Below are 19,088 nucleotides of genomic sequence, written 5' to 3' on the forward strand. Positions count from 1 at the left end.
TGTTGCCCATCCTGCGGTTGCCGCTTGCGCTGACGCCCATGCGCTGAGGCTGGTTGGCCATGAGCTCGGTAGCCTCCTCGAAGAGCTTCTTAGACTGTACGAGACACCTCTCGGCGAGCTCGTCATTGTAGCCACGGAGCACGCGGCTTGCAGCTGCGAACATGTTGGCTGCGTTCATGTCTGAACCAGGGTTGCGGCTGGTGAATGCCCACATATCGTCTGGAGTACCGCTTGAGAGACCGTCAGCAGAAACCTCGTAAGGCTTGAGTGAAGGATCATAGTGGCGTCCGTCGGTGAGGGAACCTGCATCACCGAGGTGATGGTAGTTGTCGAGTACTGAGTTAGAGAGGGTCTGTGACATGTGACCGAGGATCTCTGCCTGAGCTACGAGGTTGAGAACGCCGTGCTCGATGTACTGGAGAAGATCTGGAATTCCGTCTGGACGATGGAGGTCTACATAGCGCTGCTCCTCTGAGACGAAGGTCTCGTCACGCATTGGGCGATAACGCTCCCATGCTGCGATGAGGCTCTGAACGACGTTGATGTTCGAACCGGTCTCGATATCGAAGTCACCTGCGTCGAAGAAACCGCCGACGTTGAGGCCAGGGATGAGCTGGAGTGGCTCGAACGGAGTATCGGTGGTAGGACCCTGTGAGTGGAGGTCGAAGTGGTCGGTATTGACAGGAGCCTGGAGATAACCCTCCCTGAATGGCTCACCGTGCCATACGCGGTATGCCTCGTTCACGTACATGTGGTTCATGTGGATAGGAATCCAAACGTCGCTGGTAGCGACACCGATGTTGTCGTAAACTGAAGAATCGATGAGGAAGTTGCCTGACTTGGTGTTGCCGAACTTGATGTAGTATACACCCGGCTTGGTAACTGAAGAGAAGTCGAACTTCACGTAGTTGTACTTGTAGTACATACCCCAGGTATTGGTCTTGCCCTTGAACACCTCGGTCTCGGTACCGTCCTCGTTCACGCGGAAGAGAGAAGCGGTCTTGACTGGCTTCATGGTCTTGTCAGTCTCAACGACAGCGACCTTAGGAGCATCAGGAAGGTAACCTACCTGTGAGAAACCGATGTTTGGCTCACGTACCCAACCCTTGATTGCGTTAGGCTCGACAGTCCAGGTGAGGACCTTGCCGGTCTTGTTTGCAGGGAGGACGCTACGGAGGACGAACCAACCGTTCTGAGCGATCATACGACCATCGTAGAGCTCGAGCTCAGCATCGTTGCAGGTAATCTTCATCATGCGCTCAGGATCGTCCTGTGCCATGAGGATAGAGTGACCATGCTCGAGAGGAAGCGGATCGACGAACTTACCGGTACCGCGGTCATCATAGGTCTTGTAACCCTTGAACTGCTTTGGCTTCTCAGAGTTAGGAAGCGAAGCGGTGTTGCTGACAGCGTACTTAGGGAACCTGTTGAGGCGACCGTCCATGGTGTACACCTTGTTCCAGTACTGCGAAGGGATGAACTCAAGGTTGAAACCAGCCTTACCTACGAGATATGCAGGGACTGGCTTGTCAAGATAGACTGAGATCTCGACTGCCTTACCCTTACCGGTAACGACGATACGAGAATCGAAGTCATAGTCATCGTAGCGAAGAGCAACGGAGATGGTGTTGTTCTTTGCATCAACGGTTCTCTCTGGAGTAGAAGGAACGAGGTCCCACTGCTCTGGAGTCTTGTTGAGACGGATGGCACCGCCCTGAGCGGTCCTGACACCGTGGTGAATGATCTCGATACCGGAGTTCTTCTCATCGTTGAAGCCACCTGTGAAGAGGTTGCTGTAGACGAGAACGTTCACACCCTGGGTCTCGAAATATTCTTTCTCATTTACCTTGAGATCCTGCGCAGAAGCCAAGCTTCCGGACGCAAGAAGGGCCGAAGCGGCAATAAAAGGAATAAATTTTCGCATAGTGTGGTTTATAATTACTAGTTGGTGAATCAATTCTTGAAGCTAGTATGCTATCTACCAAATATATGGTAAATTTTTGATTAACGCAAATAGAAATGGCCTTAAGCCTTGGTATCCTGGACAGGTTTGGCTGACTGCTGAGCCCTGTTCTGCTGACGTTCCTGCTGAGCCTTCGCGGCCTGTGCTCTGCGGGCATTGAGCTTGGCGTACTTGTCGCGGGCAAGCTGCTGCATGTCGCGCACGGTATCCTGCTCGTCGACGATCTCACTGCCGAGGAGAGTCTCGATCACATCCTCGAGGCTGATTATGCCCTGGAAGCTGCCATATTCGTTGATCACGGCAGCAATCTGCTCGTCCTTGCCGAGCATCTCGTCCCACACCTGGTCGAGCGGAGTCTCCTCCTCGAAGCTTGCGATTTCCCTGCGGATCTCGCCGAGGGTGATGTCATACTTGTCCTCAGCCATGAGCTGAAGCGCTTCCATTCGGAGAATGTATCCGGTGATATACTCATCGTTGTCCGAGTACACGGGGATACGGCTGTGGTGGAGATATCTCTTGTCCTTGTAGAAGGATTTCAGGGTCATCCTCTCCGGAGCGATGGCGCATACGACGCGCGGGGTCATCACGTCGGCCGCGATCACCTCGTCCATGTTGATGAGGTTCTGGATGATGGCATTCTCATCCTCCTCGAGGTCGCCGGCCTCCTCCGCAACGTTGGCCATGGCACTCACCTCCTCTCTCGAGACGCTGGTCTCATTGTCCTCAGGAGTGATGAGCTTCGTGAGCGCCTCGACGCAGTACACGATTGGGAAAAGCACGAACACAAGTACCTCGAGAGCCCTCGTGGTGAATCCCATGAGAGACTTCCAATAGTTCGTTCCAATGGTCTTCGGGATGATCTCGGAGAAGATCAGAAGGAGGATGGTCATGATGGCCGAAACCACTCCGAACCACTCCGAGCCGAATACGAGAGTAGCCTGACGGCCGACTCCGGCGGCACCGATCGTGTTGGCTATGGTATTGAGGCTGAGGATCGCAGCGATAGGACGTGAACTGTCCTGCTTGAACTGCTTGAACTTCGTAGCGGGCTTATATTCTTCCTCCTCCCTCATGGTCACGTATGACAGAGGTGTGGACATGAGAGTAGCCTCCAGCACTGAGCAGAGGAACGATATGGCCATAGAGCCAAAGAGAAAGAGCAGAAGCTGAGTCATACAGACGGCAAAGATAAGCGAAAGTTTCGTATCTGTAAAAGCCTAAGTGCATTTGCTGCAAAAAAACAGAGGCTGACCAGCAAGGTCAGCCTCGTTATACATTGGATAAGAATTTCCTACTTTCCTATGCGAGCGCGGATAGCAGCAGTCTGCTCCTCGTATCCCGGCTTATTGAGAAGAGCGAACATGTTCTTCTTGTAAGCCTCAACGCCTGGCTGGTTGAATGGGTTCACGCCAAGTACATAGGCGCTGATACCGCAAGCCTTCTCGAAGAAGTAGAAGAGTGAACCGAGGTTGTACTCGTCGATCTTCTCGATAGAAACCTGGAGCTGTGGAACGCCGCCGTCGATGTGAGCGAGCTTGGTTCCGAGCTCTGCCATCGCGTTGCACTCCTCGACGTGCTTGCCTGCGAGGAAGTTGAGTCCGTCAAGGTTCTGAGCGTCAGCCTCGATCACGCAGCTGCGCTGAGCCTTCTCAACGGTTACCACGGTCTCCATGAGGATGCGCTGACCGTCCTGGATGAACTGGCCCATAGAGTGGAGGTCTGTGGTGCAGATGACAGATGCAGGGAAGATACCCTTCTGGTCCTTACCCTCTGACTCGCCGTAAAGCTGCTTCCACCACTCGCCGAGATACTGGAACTTAGGGTTGAAGCTTACGAGGATCTCGATGAGCTTGCCATTATCGTAGAGGAGGTTACGCATTGCAGCGTACTGTACTGCAGGGTTGCAGCTGCCGCAGCGCTTAGCGCACTGCTCTTCCATCTCGAGGGCACCCTTGAGCATAGCCTTCATATCGAAGCCTGCGAGGACGATAGGAAGGATACCTACAGGAGTGAGAACTGAGAAACGGCCGCCTACGTTGTCCTCGATCACGAAGGTCTTGTAGCCTTCCTGGGTCGAGAGGCTCTTGAGAGCGCCTCTTGCAGCGTCGGTCACGGCTACGATTCTCTCTGCAGCCTCAGCCTTGCCATACTTGTTCTCGATGTACTGCTTGATGATACGGAATGCCACTGCAGGCTCGGTGGTGGTACCTGACTTGGAGATGACCACGCAAGCTGCGTTGCGCTCCTGAACGAGGTCCATGAGCTCGCAGATGTACTCCTCTGAGAGGTTCTGACCAGCGAACACGATCTCCGGAGCGTCCTTCTTGCCTGCGAGGAGGCTTGAGAATGGATGCTTGAGGGCCTCGATGGCGCACTTTGCACCGAGGTAAGAACCTCCGATACCGATAACGACTACGAGATCCACGCCCTTAGCCTTCCAGCTGTCGCGGATAGCCTCGCACTCGTCAACGAGACCGTTTGCGAGATTGAGGGATGGGAGGTGCTTCCAACCGAGGAAGTCGTTGCCTGCACCTGACTCGTTCTCGAGTACGTCGAGGGCATTGAGAGCCTTCTCTACATACTCCTGATATTTAGCTTCAGACACGAAGGAGTTGCATCCTTCGAGATTTACCTTGATCATAGATATTTGATGTTTAATTGTTTCTAGTTCGCAAATTTACTGCTTTTTGCGGAAATTATCCACAGTTAGTTGACCGATGTGAGAGTTCTGCTGCGGCCAGGAGCGAGACGGAGCTCATACTCGTGGATGCCAGCAACCGCGCACTCCACTTCCTTGAGGCCACGACCCTTGAGAGCGACAGCCGAACGTACGCGTACAGTCTTGCCCTCGGCTGCGCGGAGCCTCTTGATCCTGGTGCTGACCTTACCGTTGTCCCAGGTGATGTCGACGATTGCGGCACCCCTTGCGCGGAGTCCCTTCACGCTACCCTCGCTCCATGCAGATGGAAGGGCAGGAAGTACGTGGATCGCGCCGTCATGGCTCTGGAGAAGCATCTCCGCAACACCTGCGCATGCACCGAAGTTGCCGTCGATCTGGAATGGTGGATGAGCGTCGAAGAGGTTAGGATAGGTCCTTCCCCTGCCGAATCCGAACCTGCCTGCGGTAGGCCTGAGGATCACGAGCATGTTGCTGAGGATATTGAATGCATGGTCGCCGTCGAGCATCCTCGCCCAGAAGTTGGTCTTCCAGCCGAGGCTCCATCCAGTCGCCATGTCACCACGCTGCTCGAGGGTCACGCGAGCCGCATTGAAGAAGTCCGGAGTGGTGAACGGGCTGATCTGTGCTGACGGATAGAGTCCGTAGAGGTGTGAGATATGCCTGTGCTCGTCCTTAGGGTCGTCGCCGTCGATGATCCACTCCTGGAGCTGGCCATACTGACCTACCATCATAGGAGGGATGCGTGCGATGGTTTTCTCGAGAACTGCCTGATAGTCCTTGTCCACGCCGAGGATCTTAGCAGCCTCGAGCACGCTGGTGAGCGCGTCGCGAGCGATCTGGTTATCCATGGTACAACCTGCGGTCACAGGGGTATTCTTGCCGAGAGGGCCATGCTCAGGGCTCACTGAAGGAGTCACGAGGAGCCAACCGGTGGCAGGATCCTCCTGCATGTAGTCGAGATAGAAATCTGCCGCACCCTTGAGGATAGGATACCACTTCTTGAGGAAGTTCTTGTCGAGGGTGTAGAGATAGTGCTGCCAGAGATGGGTCGCGAGCCATGCACCGCCGTTAGGGAACATACCCCAAGGAGCCGCATCCACAGGACCTGCGATACGCCAGAGGTCAGTGTTGTGGTGCGCCATCCAACCGCCTGCGCCATAAAGTACGCGTGCAGTCTCCGCACCGGTCACAGAGAGATCCTTGATCATGTTGAAGAGAGGGTCGAGAGTCTCCTCGAGACCGCACACCTCAGCAGGCCAGTAGTTCATCTCGGCGTTGATGTTGATGGTGTACTTGCTGTCCCATGGGGCATCCCTCTCGTCGTTCCAAACGCCCTGGAGGTTAGCTGGCTGACCGCCTGGCTGAGAAGAGCTGATGAGGAGGTAGCGTCCGTAGTTGAAGAGGAGAGCAACCATGCCCATGTCGTCGCTGCCTGCGAAGTTCTCAAGGCGCTTGTCGGTAGGGAGCTTCGCATTCTCGCCTGAGGTGAGGTTGAGCTCTACCCTGCCGTACTGTGCAGAATATTCCTTCACGTGACGCTTGAGGAGCTTGTTGAAGGACTTGCCCTTCACTGCTGCGAGGTAGGCGTCGTTCTTCTTGGTAGGGTCACCCGAGATATCGTTGTAGTTCACGAAGTTGGTGGCTGCTGAGATGAGGAGCATGGCTGAGCTTGCGCCCGATACGGTGATCACTCCGTCAGCAGATGAGACCTCACCGTCGGTATTGACCACGGTACGGCACTCTGCAAAGAGGCCGGCCTCGATACCCTCATGCTCAACACCCTGGATGGTAGAAGTAAGGACGTTGCCATTTGCGACCACGTCGATAGGGAAAACGCAATCCTGAGTAAGGGTGAAATTCAGAGAGTTCTTCTTGTCTGCGTCGAAGCGCACAACCACGACATCGTCTGCGAGAGAGGTGAACACTGTCCTGGTGTAATGTACACCGTCCGCATTGAAGCTGACGCTGCTGACAGCAGAGTTGAGATCGAGATCCCTGACATAGTCGCTTGCCTCTCCGATGCCTGCGAAATGGATGCGGAGGCTACCGAGAGTGAGGTACTTCATTCCGTGAGGACCGATGATGAACTCCCTGTCGAGGAGCTTCTCGGCCTCCTCCTCCCTACCCTCTGCGATGAGGGCACGCACTTCCGGAAGGTGAGCAAGCGCTGTCGTGCTGTTGTTGTTGTGAGGCTTGCCGCTCCAGAAAGTCTCCTCGTTGAGCTGGATGCGCTCGTCAGCTACGCCGCCGAACACCATCGCACCCATGTGGGAGTTACCAAGAGGGAGTGCCTCAAGCCACTGGCTTGCAGGAGCATCGTACCAGAGACGATCCTGCGCAAAGCAGGCCGACGCCCAGACGAGCACACCTGCGAGAACTGTAAAAAGTCGTTTCATATCCGGTTAGTTCTTATATTCATGATAGTAGTCGAAGTCTGCATATCCGCCGAGCTCGGTGGTAGCGTAGTTGAAGAGCGCGCTCCTGTAGCCGGTGAAATAGTCGAGAGAGAAACGCATACGGAGCTCATAGTCGACCTGGTTCCAATGCTTGCCGTCGTAGCTGTATGCGAGGCGAGCGATGTCCTGCGTGAAGTCATAGATGACCTTAAGGTATACGACGTCTGACTGGAGAGGCTCTGAATAGACCTCCTGGAGACCGCCCTTAGGAAGGGTAACGCCCTCAGGGAGAGTCATGCCGCGTGGGAAACGAGGTGCTGGAGACTCTGAGCATGCGACGAGCTTCTTGCTGCCGTCCTCCGCCACCTGCACACCTATCATCGCGCGGTTGCTCTGGAATGCGCAGATACCAGCGAAATCGCCAGCCTTCATGCCCTTGGCATCCATCTTGGTCTCGGTCGTGCTCTTAGGGCCGAAGGTCCTCATGGTAAGAGTGTTGCGAGCGTCAGAAAGACCTGTCGCGAGCTGCGCAGTCGTGAGACGAAGCCAGCCCTTGCGAGCCTTGAGTGACCACGCCTCGCCGATAGGCTTGTGGTTCCACTGCCATACCAGTCCGAGGCTCTTGTCTGAGAACTCGTCACTGTCGTGGAGATATTCCTTTCCAGATGCAGGAAGATTGACGCGTACGGTCTCGAGAGGTTTGGTGTCCACGCCGCAGATTGGCCATCCGTCAACCCAGCTGACAGGCTGGATGGTACAGAGACGGCCCACTCCGCCGTGATCCTGGAAGAGACAAGCGTACCAGTCTCCCTGAGGAGTGTCCACGATAGGGCCCTGGGCTATACCGTCGCCACGTCCTCCGAGGGTACCGTCGCAAGAAGGCATGGCCTCGTAAGGGCCTTCGATGTTCTTGCTCCTGAAGCACCTCTCGGTACGATGACCGCCGCGAGGCCAGTCGATGACCATATTGTAATAGTAGTCTCCGATATGATAGAAGCGTGAGCCCTCAGCACCAAGCTGGAAGGTCTCCCTGTCCTCGGTGATGATGACCTTGTCCACGCCGCCCTCGAGGACTGCGCTGAGGTCAGGCCTGAGCTCGGTGAGATGGATCTCGGTGTTGCCATAGATCACATACACGCGACCGTCATTGTCGAAGAGAAGGGACGCATCATGGAAGGAGTTCTCGTCGAACACGGTGAGACGCTCCCAATTGCTCTTGTATGGATCGTTGGTGCGATAGATATAGGATTTCTGCTGGTCGTTGGCGACGAAAAGCACATAGAAATATCCGTCATGGTACTGGAGCGAAGTAGCCCACTGACCTTTTCCGTAGGCATTCTTGCCGTCGCGGAGGTTGTAGCAGTCGGCATCCGGCTCGATGCAGTCGTCCACATAGCTGATCACCTCCCAATGCACGAGGTCGCGGCTGTGGAAGATAGGGACCATAGGACAGAAATACATGGTGGTGGACACGAGGTAGAAATCCTCTCCCACCCTCACGATATCAGGATCTGGAAGGTCGGTGTTGCCGATAGGATTGACTGCGAGAGCCTTGTCCCACATCATCCACGACTCAGCGTCCACGTCAGCGAACATAGGTGCCTTGGTCACGTTGGTCTCCACGTCCTTGCCGAGGAGGAACCTGTCCACGAAGCACTCCACGTCAGCATACTGCTCCTCAGGAAGCCTGCAGTGCATGTGGTCGCCCTGGATGCTGTAGCCCATGCGGTCCTCGATTCCGAACTCCTCCCATACCTTGCGGGCAGCTACGCATGAAACATAACCAGACTCGTCTGCAAGCCACTCGTAGTCGGTGTTGCCGAGCACGAGGAGGGCACGTGGAGCGACGAGAGCGCAGAGCTCATGGTGGTCCATAGGAAGCTTGGAAACATTCGCGCCCTCGAACTGTCTCATGCTCTCCTTGAACCATGAGAAGTTGGTCGCGCCGAGTCTCTCGACCCAACCGAGGGTCTCCGTATAACGCCATGAAGCAGCACCGCCGCCACCTGGCTCCTGTGCGATGGTGAGTGCGATACGCTCGTCGAGCGCACCGGACCAGAGAGCCATCTTACCTGCGTAAGAGCAACCTGAGATTGCGAGATGCTTGAGGTCGATAGGAAGCTGGTCCTGGACCTGCTCGAGACCGTCGATGAGACGGCTGACGCCCCAAGGCCACATGCTGTATGCTCCGTTCTCCTCGTATTCAGGATAGAGTCTGTTCACAGGCTCGTTGCCGCGAACCTGGGTATGGCTCATGACCTCCATGAAAGGGAAGCTGATGACAGCAATGTCGCGGCTGTCGAAAATCTCCTTTGGAAGGCTGCCAGGGTTGGTTCCGAATCCCAGACCGATGATCGCAGGATGAGGTCCCTCGACAGGAGGAAGCTTGACCGGGCAATGCATGGTGAGGACAGAATCCTTCACTGTCACCTCGACGATGAGGAGGGTATCACCCTGCACTCTCGCCTTCACGCACTCCTTCGGAGTCTCAGGCTTCCAGCCGACTTCATATTCATAGAGTTCTGCCATGATCTCGTTACGCCTGCGCTCCCACTGGGAGAAGTCGCTGACGCGTCCGCTGCCGTCAGACCACTCGAGAGGGTTCGGAAGGGTCACGCAATGGGTGAGGTCCTCGAAGGCTGGAAGTTCAGGTTTCGCATAGGATGCTCCGCTGTTCTCCACGCTGTAGACGAGAGGAATCTCTCCACTCTGCTTAGGAGCACATGAGCAAACCATCGCAGTCATGATCGCTGCACAGTACAGGGTCTTCTTCATATGATCGTTTAGTTTCTTTCAAATACTGGAACTGAGTCGGCGCTGACCGCAACGGTCACATACTGTCCTCCGTCATACTTCTTACCGTCGGCGGTGCTGGTCCATCCCTTCGCATTCTGAGGGAGGTAGACCTGCATAGAAGTGAGGTTTTCTGCGGTCACAGGGCATACGAGGTACTTAGGACCGAACATGTATTCGGTATCCTGGAGCATAGCCTGCTCATCTGAAGGGAAGTCGAATACGAGAGGGCGCATGAGCGTATAGTTCTCCTTTGCGACCTTCTTTGCGCACTGCTTGATGTATGGAAGGAGATCATAGCGGTCAGAGATGGCCTTCGCGAAGAGCTTCTCGGTCTCCTCTGAGTAGCGCCAAGGCTCGGTGTTACTCATGTAGCCGTGCACGCGCATGATAGGGAGCATGACCGATGTCTGGATCCAGCGGAGCATGCGCTCCTGATATGCAGCATCCTCATACTGGTCACGTGGGCGGAAGAATCCGCCTGCATCGTAGGTCCACCAAGGCTGGCCGGCGCACATCATGCCGAGGCCGCCGACGATCTGGCGACGGAGAGTCTCCCAGTCGTTTCCGACGTCACCGCTCCAGGTGACAGCACCGTACTTCTGCATTCCCGGAGCTGCGCTGCGGGTAAGGATGAGCGGTTCCTCGCCGTTACGGGCCTGCTTGAGACCGTTGTACATGGTATTTACGACCTTGATTGGATATACGTTCCTGAAGATCTCGCCAGGGAGTTCGTCCTTGCCGACAGTCCTTCCGACGAGGTCGTCGTTCTCAGGCTCGGTAGCATCGAACCACCAAGCGTCGATGCCGAGGCTGACAAGCCTGTCAGAGAAGTTCTTCCAGTAGAAGCTGGTAGCCTCCGGATTGAAGAAATCGAGCCAGTCAGTTCCGTCGATATAGTAGCCGCGTGCCTCGAGTTCCTTACCGAGATTGCTGTTCCTGTCCACCTTAGACCACACTGAGAGCATGAATCTCATGCCCATGTCGTGGAGCTGGTCAACAAGCTCTGCAGGGTTAGGATAGTTCTCGGCATCGAACTCCATCGAGTTCCAGCCTGTATTGCCCCACCACTGCCAATCCTGGACGATCACGCCTACAGGGATGTTCTTCTCCACGAAGGTGCGCGCATTCTCGAGGATGTCGTCCTGAGACTTGTAGCGCTCGCGGCAATGTACATATCCGAGTGCCCACTCAGGAATCTGAGGAGCCTTTCCGGTAAGGTTACGGAATGATGACACAACGTCGTCAGCGGTACCTGCAAAAACGGTGTAGTCGAGACCTTCTGCGACAGGAGAGCTGAACTCGGTGGTACCGTCAGCAAGCCTCCAGCCCACGGTAGGCGCATCGCCTCTCGAACCATGCACCTCAACGACATGCTTTCCGGCAGAAAGATGGGTCTTCACAGAAGATGTCGGAGGAAGCCAGGTATTGTTCACGTCGAAGAGCACATTGCCGTCGACAGAGAGCCAATGTCTGCGTGCCATCGCCTGTCCCACATCGAGAAGAAGCGAGTACTCGCCGTCTGCAGGAACATCGATCTCAGCGGTGAAGTTTGCGAAGAAACGACGCTCGCGCACGTTTCCATGGGTGCTGGTAGCATTCACGACCACGCCCTGGGCATCGTCCTCGATGATTTCCTCGAGAGCGACAGTCTCGGTAGAAGGGTTGAAGTCAACCAGACCGTAGTTGTTCCACATGAGGCCATAACCCTTGTTCGAGATGACCACAGGAATAGATATCTGGGTATTGACCTGGGTGAGTCTCCTGGTGAGACCGCTCACGTCAAGGTAACCGTCCTGGAACTGTCCAAGTCCGAAGAGATGCTCGCCCTTAGGCTGCACGAAAGTCTGTGACACGCTAGCCATAGGCTTGCCGGAGATCTCCGTTGCCTCGACCTTTCTCGTGCCCTTGGCCTCGGAGAAGAGGAGATTACCCTTGGCGTCATAGTAGCTGAGCGACTCGGAAGCCTTGTCGAAGACTGTGACTATTCCCTTCTGGCTCACCTTCACGGCTGCGTCGGACTCCTCGACGCTGTAGCGAGGGGCCTTCACGTTCTCTGTATAGAAAAGTTCGTCGAGAGTAAGGGTCTCAGGACCCTTGACCTTGATCCTGACTGTATTGTCAGTCAAAGGGACGATTGAAAGGACTCCGTTCGAAGTGGTGATGTCGACGGGGTCTACGACAGCAGAGCCACTGCATCCCGAAAGGGCGGCAATGGCACATGCAAATAATGCTGTAAGGTTAGATTTCATTGAATCGTATGGCTTATTTGAAATATTTCTGCACGGTCTCCGCAAGGTAGGTCCTTGCGTTCATCCAGGTATGTCCGCCGTCGGTGAACATCTTCTCGTACTTGATGCCCTTGGCATCGAAGTACTCCTGGTGATCTATCACGTTCTTGTAGAGGAAGTCTGAAGTACCTACTCCGAACCACATGAGCTTGAGGCTCTTGAGATCGTTCGCGATATTAGGGAAGTAGTAGTCGAGAACCTCAGGAGTGAGGTAAGCGCTGTATGATCCGATGTAAGCGAACTTGTCAAGATTCCTGTAACCGACGAAGAGTGACTGTCCGCCGCCGCGTGAGAAACCGGCGATCGCGCGGCTCTCCCTGTCTGCCTTGACCTTGTAGTTCTTCTCGACATAAGGCATGATGCACTGGGTCATCTCCTTTTCGAATATCTTGTACATCTCCGAAGACTCGAAGCTGGTAGGCTGAGGGGTGAAGCCCATGTTTCCGTAAGGCATCACGACTACCATAGGAACAGCCTTGCCCTCTGCGATGAGATTGTCGAGGATCACGTTGGTCTTGCCGACCTTGAACCAGGTCTCCTCTGTGTCGGTGGTACCGCTGATGAGGTAGAATACAGGATACTTCTTGCCCTTCTCATAGCCTGCAGGAGTGTAGACCACGAGCGGACGGTTCTCTCCGAGCACGCTTGAGTAATATGAGTCATACACGATCTTTCCGTGAGGAACGTCCTTCACGGTATAGAGAGCGTCTGGAGAAGGAATCTCCACGATGCTGGCCTTGAAGTTCTCGTTAGGGAAGATGGCAGCGTTGTTCACAGCCTGCACCTGGATACCGTCCACGATGAAGTTATATGGATAGATGTCGGCCTTCTCAGGCTTTACGGTTACGCTCCAGATACCCTCTGAATTCTTCTTCATAGGGGCGTTCTCCTTGAGCATCTGGCTGGAGAGGACGACAGACTTGGCGTTAGGTGCCTGATAGTTGAAGGTAATCCTTCCGCTAGGATGGATCTTGTAAGGCGCGATGGCTGTGGTGTACATCTCCATGCCTGCCTTTACAGGATAGCCGAGGATCTCGAGCATCTTGAGGCCGTAGCGATGGCCGAGCTCCCTGTAGCCCTCAGCATCGAAATGGAGATGGTCGAAGCCGGTAGAGCATCCGCTCGAGCTGATCACGTGGGCATTCGGAATCACCTGAGGAACGCGTGCGATCACGTTGTTGTGGTCTGCGCATGCTCCGCCCTGGTCATTGTTCACCACCTCGCCCACGAGAAGAGGAACTGCCTGGCCCTGGAGACCGAGGTCCTTGATGAGTCGGTCATAGACCTTCTTCACGTTAGCTGGCCACTGAGGGTCGTTGGTGTTGGTCTCGCCCTGATGGAGAAGTATACCCTTTATGACACCTACCTTCTGTGCCTCCTTCGCGAGGTCCACGAGTCGCTGATATGGGTCGCCGCCGTAAGCTGCGACAATGTTCTGGAGCCAATCCGCAGAGCTCTCAGTATATTCCTTGACCTTGTCAGGCATGAAGCAGTCGATGCTGCAGCCTGCAACTGATACATTGATCACGCCGACCCTCACTTCCTCAGGAAGGTTCTCGACGAGGGTACGTCCGAAATAGTCACCAGGAGTAAGACCGGTGCCAGGACGGCTGAGAGGTGGGATGGCCTTGTACCACTGACCCATCTGTCTTGCAGGGATACCGCCCTCAGGAACGAAGTTCACAGGCATCGCCCTTCTTCCAGGAGCAGCGACAGGCTGCTCTGCCTTCTCGACTGCAGGGAAATCCACTGCCGCCATAGTGAGGAAACGGTCGCTGATGCCCTCTACATCCTGCTGCTGTACGCGTGCGTTGCCCTCCATGTTGGACTGGCCGAAGCAGAGATAGATATGGAAGTTCGGATCAGGCTGGCCTGCAACAGCTACTGGCACTCCCCTCTTACCGTTGAGGAAATTGACCATGCGCTGGAGGTTCTCCGCAGAATACATGTTGAATCCGTGTCCGCCGCCATGAACGAGGTAGAGCTCAGTATCCACGCCGACCTTCGAAAGGGCCTCGTAGAACTCAGGGGCCTGGCAGCAAGGAACGACTGTGTCCTCGGTGCCGTGGAAGATGATGACAGGTGCATCCTCAGCGTCTATGTAGGTCATCGGGCTGATGGCGCGCATCTCCTGCTCGTATTTAGGCTCATATTCGTGGCCGATGAGGGCCTCCTCTGGGGTGTTGCCCCACTTGCGTGGCTCACCGCAGTTCATGTTGAAGAGATCGATAGGACCCGACCAGTCTACTGCCGCGTCCACAGCGCTGCCATACTGGAGGTTGCCGCCGACATTGCCCTCGAGCTCAGGAGCATTTCCAGAGGTCGCTGCAAGGGACGAAAGATGTCCGCCTGACGAGAAGCCGGAGGTAGCGATGAAAGAAGTGTCGAATCCATACTTGTCAGCGTTCGCGCGAACGAAGCGAATGACGCCCTTGATGTCATGGATCTGAGCCGGGAAAGCGGCGTCGGCAGAAGAACGGTGGTTAGGTGTAACCACTGCATAGCCGGCGTCGAGGAGGGCATTGACGATGGTGCCCAGGTCGGCCATTCCCTTGGAGTTGTTGCTGTACCAGGCACTGCCGTAGATATGCACGACGACCGGATACTTGTCCTTCTTCACCTGAGGAAGATATATGTCAAGATTGTGGTAGACTTCGCCGTCACCGGCATAGTTTACGTCAGCAATCTTTTCTGAACAACGGACCTGGATCTGAGGCATCTGGAAGCCGCCGAAACCACCTGCCGGCATCGCGCCGCCTGGCTGAGCAAAGGCAGCGACAGACAACATCACCGAAGCGATGGATACGAGTATTTTCTTCATGTATTTGGTATTAGTTACAGTCTGTTAAAAAGTGTGACTAATATAGCAAAAAAAAACAAGTGCAGGCATAAAAACCTGCACTTGTCCAGTTGTATAGCCTTTTAGGCGTGTGGTTTTAGATTACTCGAACATCCACTTGCAGTTGTCGCTGTTGAAGTCGAACTTAGCGAGTGATACGTTGCTGTCTGAAGTACAAACGAGGCAGTACTTCTCTGAGCAACCAGGGATAGCCTTTGGAGAGAGCTTGTAAGTACCGTCAGTAAGCTGATCGATTCTCCAGAGCTGCTCGTCAGCGCCGGTGAACTCAGGAACGGTCTCGAGCTCTGCACCAGCCTTAGCTGCGAGTGCACGGTTGGTACCAGCGATGGTAATCTTAACGTAAGCACCTGCGAGGGTACCGCCAAGCTCAGGAACCTCAGTGATCTGCCAGTTCTGATGAGGACGGTTCATGTAGTCGCTGCAACGAACCCCAGTATTGCCGGTAGGCCAAGTACCGATAACCTCAGAAAGCTTCTGGTTCTCGAGAGACACATCAGGAACGTCTGCGTTACGAGCAACGCGCTGGACGTTTGCACGCTGGAAGTCAACGGTAAGCTCAAGGCCATAACCACGTCTTGCAGACTGGATTGAATACTGACCTTCCTTAACCTTCTTGCCGACTACAGGCCACTCGTTAACCCAGATGAGAGGTTCAACTGCGAGGACGCTGCGACCTGAACGGTTGAGGTCACCCTCCCAGTGGAAAGAGGTCTTCTCAACACCCTCTTCCTCTACGCGACGGCCGAAGTGACCGGCACCGAACTGGCGCTCACGGCCTGAGCCGATGACCATCTTACCACCACCGAGCATCATGTCACGGCCCATGTTGTCATAGTAAGGACCAGTAACGACGCGTGAGCGACCGCAGATGATGTTGTAAGTAGAGTTAACACCGTCGCAGCAGGTACCGTGGGTACCGAGGAGGTAATACCAGCCATCCTTGTAGATGAGGTCAGAAGCCTCACAGTCGATAGCTACGTCGATAGCCTTGTTGCCAGGCATGCGAGCACCGGTCTTAGGATCGAGCTCAACGAGGCGGATGTTACCGAAATAGGTACCGTAGGTGCACCAGAGGCGACCGGTGGTAGGATCGAGGAGGAATGAAACGTCGATTGCGTCGCAGTCCTCGTCAACAACTGACTCAGCAACCTGGATAGGCTCTGAATATGCGAAATCAGGAGAGTTTGGATCAAGGGTCTTGTTCCACATGGTGAGAACCCTACCTGCATGACCGCCACCGAGTCCACCACCTGTAGCAGAGTAACCTACGAGGTAACGGTCACCGATCTTCACTGCGTCTGGAGCTGCTCCACCGCCTGGACGTACTGCGCCGCTCTCCCAGGTGTAACCGTCAGCAGAGATAAGTCCGCCGCCACCGGTTCCGAAAGTATAGTACTTGCCGTCGCACTCCATGATAGTAGAAGGGTCATGGATGAATGGCTTGCCGATCTGAGCTGATGCTGATGCAGCTGAAAGAAGAATAGCCGCTGCACCGAAAAGTATCTTAGTAGTTTTCATATTAGTATTCCTCCTTCTTACTTGGTTGTTACAGTGAAGTTCTTAACTGGGTTGCCTGCCTCGTCGATGAAACGAACGCACATGTCACTCATACCAGGGCCGTTGATGATGGCACCCCTGAGGATGTTCTTACCCTTGTGGAGGGTGAGACGTGCAGATGCGCAGTCGTCCTGAACCATACGACGGTCACCAGACATGATGACAGCCTCTTCGCCGTTAACCCACCACATAGATGCTGAGTTGGAACCGGTAGCAAGACGTACGTTCTCGATGTCCTCATCGCAGTTGATGACGGTAACCACATTGAAGATCACACCATAGCGGGTGAGACCCTGACCAGTAGCGAAACGGAAAAGCTTCACGTTAGGGAAGTTTGAATCAAGAGCATGCCAAGTGAGAGTAACCTTCTCCTGGATGAGCTCTGGCTCAGCGAACATAGGCCTACCTGCAGAGAGGTCAACTGGCTTCTGAGCGTCAACGATGACCTTCTTGATCTTCTGGCCGTCCTTTGGAAGGAGAGCGAGGTCAGACATTGAAGCGAACTGGCCCTTGTAATACTCGCGTGCAAAGGCGTCGCGGATATAAGAGTCAACGAATACGGTGTTACCACGGTTTGGCTTGCTGATAGGGTCGAGCATGAGCCAACGGCGGATGAAGCCCTGTGCGTCTGGAGAAGCTGGAGTCTCAGTCGCAGGCTTGAAATACTTCTCGAAGTTGATGTCCGAGTCAGCATACCTTGGAGTCTGTGCGAACGCAGCAACGCCGACGAGCGCGAGACCTACTGAAAGTAAGGTTTTTCTGAAGTTCATAATGTTTGTGTTATTAAATAAAAGTATTAAAAGTTCATATCTGTCAATTATCCCACTCCAACGGGAAATTATCCAAAACAAAGGTATGAAATCATACTTAAAAGACTTTTGAAGAATAATTCAATTCCTTTCAAAACTGATTCAATCCCTTTTCTAAACCTTATGACACAGAATTGATAGTTCTATTATTATATAATGTGTATTTTTGAAATTCAAGAAGACCGGCCACATGAGAACACGCATACTGATCATTTCTTTCATGACAGCGATCATCCTCACCATGATCCATGGTCCGTATGTGCATGCCCAGAAGAAACTCTCGGGAATCAGTTTCGACTCCACCACCTGGGACTTCGGCGCGATCAATGAAGCCGAAGGAGCGGTGAGCCATGTGTTCACCCTCATGAACGGATCGTCCGAATCCATACTCATCCGCAGGTCGGTCCCAAGCTGCAGCTGCATCACCGCGCACCTCCCGGATTCACCGGTCGCACCGGGCGAGGCCGTCGGCATAGAGGTATTCTTCTCCCCTTCCGGCTCGGTCGGATTCACCCACCGCAGCATAGAGATCGTGGACTCGCATGGAAGGAGCCTCGGCACCCTCTTCACCAATGCGGACGTCAATCCGTCCAACCGCAGCATCCAGGAGAGATACCCTATCGTCCTCGACCCTAACCTCTATGTCAGCAGGAAGGACATTCCTTTCGGATACATGGCTCCCGGCGAGTCCATCACCAAGGTCATATACATCGCCAATGCTTCCGACAAGCCGATGGAGATCGAGCTCATGGGATTCGGCTCGTCGCTCGTGGACTACGTATGCGACCCGGTTGTGGCCCCCGGAGACGAGATTCCGGTGATGATGACCTACACGATGCCTTCCGACAAGGAATGGATGAGCGTAGCCGACACCATTTCCGTGATCACCGGCGGACACGAGTCTTCGGTCAGGCTGACGACCTCGGCTCTCTGCCTCAGGAGGGAATCCCCTTCCGCAGATGCCGCAAAGATGAGAACCTACCCTTCCTCTGCGAGCCTCAGGCGCACTTTCTATGTGCTCGGAAAATACAGCGGCACCATCGACATCACCAATGACGGGCGCAAGGATCTGGTCATCTACCAGGCCGAAGTGCCGGAGGGGGTCGAGTTCAGCGCCGCGCCCGGCACCAGGATACGCAAGGGAGAGACCTTGCACGCCACAGTGAAGACATCCGCTGTTCCGGAGAACGGCATCAAGATAGGGATATTCACCAACGATCCCGACAGACCATACAAGGAACTTATATACAATCAATAAACACAAACTCTATGAACAGAACCAAAATTATGATTCTTGCAGCATCGCTTGTAATGTTGGCGGGCTGTAATTCAGGAGCGAAGTACGAGTACCCGTTCCAGAATCCTAAGCTCTCTACCGAAGAGCGCGTAGAGAACCTGATCTCACTCCTTACTCCAGAGGAGAAGGTCGGCATGATGATGAACAAGACTGCGTCAATCGACAGGCTTGGCATCCCTTCTTACAACTGGTGGAGCGAGGCATGCCACGGCGTGCGTGCAGACGGCTACACCGTTTACCCACAGCCTATCGGTATGGCAGCCGCATTCAACCCTCAGCTCATGTACGACGTATTCTCTACCGTATCTGACGAGGCACGTGCAAACTGGAACCGCAGTACCCATGACTATTTCGGCATCGGCACTGACGTGATCTACTATCCTGCAAACCCAGAGCTCACCTTCTGGTGTCCAAACGTGAACATCTTCCGCGACCCAAGGTG

At 54.5% G+C, this 19,088-nt stretch carries 10 protein-coding genes and 1 pseudogene; 2 read left to right on the forward strand and 9 right to left on the reverse strand.

The window, feature by feature from the left end; all coding sequences use genetic code 11:
* From AC06ND_RS08295 to AC06ND_RS08335, 9 genes are all read right to left on the reverse strand, one after another.
* Positions 1 to 1,924: cellulase N-terminal Ig-like domain-containing protein (locus tag AC06ND_RS08295; RefSeq protein ID WP_475678517.1), on the reverse strand; the 1,924-nt coding region annotated here is incomplete at its 3' end.
* Between the two features lie 101 nt (positions 1,925 to 2,025).
* Positions 2,026 to 3,105 carry a CNNM domain-containing protein gene (locus tag AC06ND_RS08300; RefSeq protein WP_475678518.1) on the reverse strand — a complete coding sequence of 360 codons (1,080 nt, stop codon included), beginning with the start codon at positions 3,103 to 3,105 and terminating at the stop codon, positions 2,026 to 2,028.
* A gap of 149 nt (positions 3,106 to 3,254) precedes the next feature.
* Complete coding sequence (locus AC06ND_RS08305) at positions 3,255 to 4,604, reverse strand: glucose-6-phosphate isomerase (protein ID WP_475678519.1); 1,350 nt, start codon at positions 4,602 to 4,604, stop codon at positions 3,255 to 3,257.
* A 65-nt stretch (positions 4,605 to 4,669) separates the two neighbouring features.
* Positions 4,670 to 7,039, reverse strand: coding sequence for a glycoside hydrolase family 95 protein (locus AC06ND_RS08310; protein ID WP_475678520.1), 2,370 nt, complete (start codon positions 7,037 to 7,039; stop codon positions 4,670 to 4,672).
* A gap of 6 nt (positions 7,040 to 7,045) precedes the next feature.
* On the reverse strand, positions 7,046 to 9,814 hold the full coding sequence (locus tag AC06ND_RS08315; RefSeq protein ID WP_475678521.1) for a glucuronyl esterase domain-containing protein: 2,769 nt from the start codon (positions 9,812 to 9,814) through the stop codon (positions 7,046 to 7,048).
* A gap of 8 nt (positions 9,815 to 9,822) precedes the next feature.
* Complete coding sequence (locus AC06ND_RS08320; RefSeq protein ID WP_475678522.1) at positions 9,823 to 12,084, reverse strand: glycoside hydrolase family 31 protein; 2,262 nt, start codon at positions 12,082 to 12,084, stop codon at positions 9,823 to 9,825.
* A gap of 13 nt (positions 12,085 to 12,097) precedes the next feature.
* Positions 12,098 to 14,944 (reverse strand): sialate O-acetylesterase, encoded by a 2,847-nt coding sequence (locus tag AC06ND_RS08325; RefSeq protein WP_475678523.1) that lies wholly within the window; start codon positions 14,942 to 14,944, stop codon positions 12,098 to 12,100.
* A gap of 120 nt (positions 14,945 to 15,064) precedes the next feature.
* On the reverse strand, positions 15,065 to 16,501 hold the full coding sequence (locus AC06ND_RS08330) for a family 43 glycosylhydrolase (RefSeq protein ID WP_475678524.1): 1,437 nt from the start codon (positions 16,499 to 16,501) through the stop codon (positions 15,065 to 15,067).
* A 17-nt stretch (positions 16,502 to 16,518) separates the two neighbouring features.
* Positions 16,519 to 17,310, reverse strand: a complete 792-nt coding sequence (locus AC06ND_RS08335; protein ID WP_475678525.1) for an acetylxylan esterase — start codon at positions 17,308 to 17,310, stop codon at positions 16,519 to 16,521.
* Between the two features lie 229 nt (positions 17,311 to 17,539).
* Between AC06ND_RS08335 and AC06ND_RS08340 the strand changes: the two genes are divergently transcribed.
* The gene (locus AC06ND_RS08340) at positions 17,540 to 18,607 is read left to right on the forward strand and encodes a DUF1573 domain-containing protein (protein WP_475678526.1); all 1,068 of its coding nucleotides are present in this window, start codon (positions 17,540 to 17,542) and stop codon (positions 18,605 to 18,607) included.
* Positions 18,608 to 18,636: 29 nt separating this feature from the next.
* Positions 18,637 to 19,088: pseudogene (locus tag AC06ND_RS08345) on the forward strand (glycoside hydrolase family 3 C-terminal domain-containing protein); the annotation flags it as partial.

It is taken from the genome of Candidatus Cryptobacteroides sp. (assembly GCF_056207615.1).

Coding starts and splice junctions, on each gene's coding strand:
- AC06ND_RS08300 (WP_475678518.1), bottom strand. CDS start 3,105: ATGGCCATATCGTTCCTCTGCTCAGTGCTGGAGGCTACTCTCATGTCC.
- AC06ND_RS08305 (WP_475678519.1), bottom strand. CDS start 4,604: ATGATCAAGGTAAATCTCGAAGGATGCAACTCCTTCGTGTCTGAAGCT.
- AC06ND_RS08310 (WP_475678520.1), bottom strand. CDS start 7,039: ATGAAACGACTTTTTACAGTTCTCGCAGGTGTGCTCGTCTGGGCGTCG.
- AC06ND_RS08315 (WP_475678521.1), bottom strand. CDS start 9,814: ATGAAGAAGACCCTGTACTGTGCAGCGATCATGACTGCGATGGTTTGC.
- AC06ND_RS08320 (WP_475678522.1), bottom strand. CDS start 12,084: ATGAAATCTAACCTTACAGCATTATTTGCATGTGCCATTGCCGCCCTT.
- AC06ND_RS08325 (WP_475678523.1), bottom strand. CDS start 14,944: ATGAAGAAAATACTCGTATCCATCGCTTCGGTGATGTTGTCTGTCGCT.
- AC06ND_RS08330 (WP_475678524.1), bottom strand. CDS start 16,501: ATGAAAACTACTAAGATACTTTTCGGTGCAGCGGCTATTCTTCTTTCA.
- AC06ND_RS08335 (WP_475678525.1), bottom strand. CDS start 17,310: ATGAACTTCAGAAAAACCTTACTTTCAGTAGGTCTCGCGCTCGTCGGC.
- AC06ND_RS08340 (WP_475678526.1), top strand. CDS start 17,540: ATGAGAACACGCATACTGATCATTTCTTTCATGACAGCGATCATCCTC.